We start from the raw sequence: 3,224 nt of genomic DNA on the forward strand, positions 1-3,224 counted from the left end.
TGGGGAAACCCAGTCTGAGTGGGATGACAGCCGGCACAATGAATGATGTTTACGCCCAATTTCAATGCCAGGTTAAATGCGTGAGCCATGTTGAGAGGAGAAAGTGCCTCATCGCTACTTGCGGTTTCAAATAGGGGAATATTGATGGCGGTACAGTAGGGTGCGACTCCTTCCACTGGGGAACCTGGTTGCCCAAACATTGTGCCAAAGATGCCTGTTGCATGAAAGATACCATTTAGACGATCGCGCACAGACTGAGGAATTGAGTCTTCCAGTTCCTTGATTTCTGCTTCTAACTCCTCAATTGTAGAGTCATGGTCAATGCTTGTGGGTTGTTTTGGTTTGAGTGTTGTTTGCTGCTGCTTGGAGTTATTTAACTGGCGATATTGTTCTAATAACTGCGCTTCCGTGTTTTCTAATACAGCGTTGAAGATGGTTGTCCTGGAATTGTGCGATAGCGCAAGCGCTGACTTGTCAGTTCGCACAGACGGCGTAACCTGAGCAATGGATGGCGAAATTTGCTCGGCTTTGCTCTCTAATGATATGTTTGTATCCTGATTTTTGCTCTCCTTCAATACCTTCTTCAAGGCTTTTTTCTGGTCTTTAAGTGCATTGATTTGAAGTTGTTTTTGGATGTAAACCGGATCGATCGCCTCTAAGTCGGGTTGCCAAAAAGCTGTGGCTTTGCTCAATTTAGCACCCCGAAAGCAGGCGCGATCCAGATCTGCCGGGCCATCAAGGACGGCAATTTTGATGCGAGAATCACCGAGGGTAAGAGCTTGCAGGGCAGAAAAACCGGGAATGGTATTGAGGTCAGGCATAAAAGTAATTGATGAAATGAAAGATTATAAATTGGCTCAATCGGTGAAACTTTTAGGAAAGATTGTCGTTTGTTTGCTTCAGTGAACCGAGACTAAACTCTCCCACAGAAGACTCTTCGTGTTCATTCAGGGCGGCTACTTTACAGAATTGTTCTGAGTTACCACCACCGATCGCACTGGGAGCTAATTGCATGGCGGTAGCAACCAGGTAAAATGTTTGAAACAAAACACCAATATGTTTTAAAATCAACCCATAACCAATGGCATAGTATTTCCAGAACAACCGCCCAAAGCGCGCTGTAATAATAAAAAGCACTTGGGGAACATCTTGCTGTCCTGTTGATTTCCAGGCATCGAAAATTAAAGCTTCGACTTCTGGATTCCAATCCGCGATCGCGTGCAAGGTGTGAGACAAAGGTTGATAGTGGTATAATCCTGCATTTAATCCCTGACAGCGATTGATTACAGGATATATTTCGAGTTCGTATAATGCACCGCCGCATGGATAGGGACGTTTTGTGCATTCTCCAACGTTCATCAGATCCTCTTCAGGGGTGTAAACTTCTTTGACTCTGGCACAGCGATAGAGAAATTCTCCCAACTGGTTAAGGGTGATGGGCTGGTTGTCGTACTCGCGAATTGATTGCCTGGATTCGATCGCCTGCGTTAGCGAAATATCGGTTTTGGCTAACGCTTCTAGGTTAGGTTTCTCTAAGGAAATTACTCGTTGGCGTAGCCCGCCGCAGGCATCGCTCATGGGCGATTTTACAAAGTGCGATCGCTCGCTATCCTCGAATTGAGGTATTTTCGATTTACGCTGATCGTCTAATCGGTTGAAACGAGTTTGGCGATGAAACAGCAGATTGTGAAATTGCCATTCGGCTAACGCTTCGCTTTCGGGTTTTAGCGAAATCATTTCAGTAGCAATCAGTAACTGAATGAACGATCGCACTATCTCTGCATCAATCAGGGAATCTGCTAAAGTTAAGAGCGTAAATGATGAATCAAGTTGAGCCAGTTTGGCAATTAAGGCAGAAGCCCGCCAATCTAGCAGAATGATTTTGGCTTTGGATAAGGGAGATTCTAAGACAAACTGTTGATTTTCTTGACGCAGAAAGGCAAAGCGAGACAGAGTTAGAGGCTGCTGTTGCTCATCAAAAACCGAATCCACTAATTGATAATTCTCAGCAATTGGGATCGCGGTTGCTAACGGTAAAACTGAATGACAAATCCAGCCGAGGTTAATCAGTTTTTGCAACTGGGTTTCAAAGTTTAAGCCGTCTTCGACTCCATCGGCTTCTACAACTAAAGCGGTTAGCTGGGAGGCGGTGAGGGCGGAATGTTTCAGGTGTTCTAATGCGGTTCGCAAACCCGGCTTAGGATTATTCAAGGTGAGGCTGTGAGTAGCGAATTGCAGCGTCAGCTTTTCGCCTTCAGTAGTGAGGGAGATTTCGGGACGGAAAGAAAGAGTGAAGGTATTGGACATATTAAAATACCATTGGCATTGGGTTCATCTCGTCTTCGGCTAAAGGTGCAGGAAGCCACCCTAATTTTGCCGGGACATCGTACAGTCGTCCAGCGCCAAACCGCGACCAGAAGTGACGTAAACCGGGGATAATAACTTTGACGACGGGTAAGCTAATATCGGGGCGGGTTTGGTTCAGTACCAGCATTTCTAGTCCCGCACGTTTAACGATTTCAACACAAGTTAAGACATCTTGCTCAATGTCATCGCTCCATTGTTGCGGGTAGTCGGTGTACTGTTTGGGTGGTGTCTGTACAGAGGGCGCGAGATAAGGCTGATTGGCTAAATTTGCGTGGGAAAACCAGTATTTTAGGGCTGAATCTGGGGCGGTGGAATAATCTTGCTGGTCTACATTGACACCAATTTGATTCACCTCGGTGACGGCTCGTGAAATCGCAATTTTAGCGTCAAAGTGCGCTCCGTATCCAGAAATGATTCGTTCTTCACCCCCGCCTATGTTGCGAGAGAGGGCAGCAAAGGCGGGAATATTTAGGTCTGTGGTTAAATCGAGTACCCATAATTCTCGTTGCTGGCTGCGATACCAATCTTGCAATTCTAATAGATAGGAATCATTGAAGCTGGCTAAATCTACAGTCGGGCGCGATAGTCGATTGTACCACCAGAGAGCGACGCTATCACGTTCCACAAGTTCCAAAAAGCCTTGCAGAATGGCATCTTCTAGGGTTCCTCCAGCGGCGTTACCGTTGGAGTCTGCGGAGCAAAAGCGTTGAGTTTTAGGTTGTCGGTAGTTGTAATAACAGAAGGCGGTGGGAAGATATTTGTGGGTTTGCTCGGTTAATGACCATACGGGAGTCCAGTCAATAGATTGAGTCTCATCAAAGCGTTGCGGAATCCAATCGTGATCGACGATCGCTTTT

Annotated in this window: 2 protein-coding genes and 1 pseudogene; all 3 read right to left on the minus strand. The window is 46.1% G+C overall.

Features of this window, described 5'->3' with window-relative positions; translation table 11 throughout:
- Nucleotides 1–821 (minus strand): annotated as a pseudogene (locus tag H6F50_RS08105) (methyltransferase type 11); the annotation flags it as partial.
- Between the two features lie 52 nt (nucleotides 822–873).
- Nucleotides 874–2,307 carry a SagB family peptide dehydrogenase gene (locus H6F50_RS08110; RefSeq protein ID WP_190428215.1) on the minus strand — a complete coding sequence of 478 codons (1,434 nt, stop codon included), beginning with the start codon at nucleotides 2,305–2,307 and terminating at the stop codon, nucleotides 874–876.
- A gap of 1 nt (nucleotide 2,308) precedes the next feature.
- Nucleotides 2,309–3,224 (minus strand): YcaO-like family protein (locus tag H6F50_RS08115; RefSeq protein WP_190428217.1); only part of this gene is annotated, 916 nt, incomplete at its 5' end.

The organism is Coleofasciculus sp. FACHB-712, from assembly GCF_014695635.1.
Taxonomy (GTDB): Bacteria; Cyanobacteriota; Cyanobacteriia; order Cyanobacteriales; family FACHB-T130; genus FACHB-T130.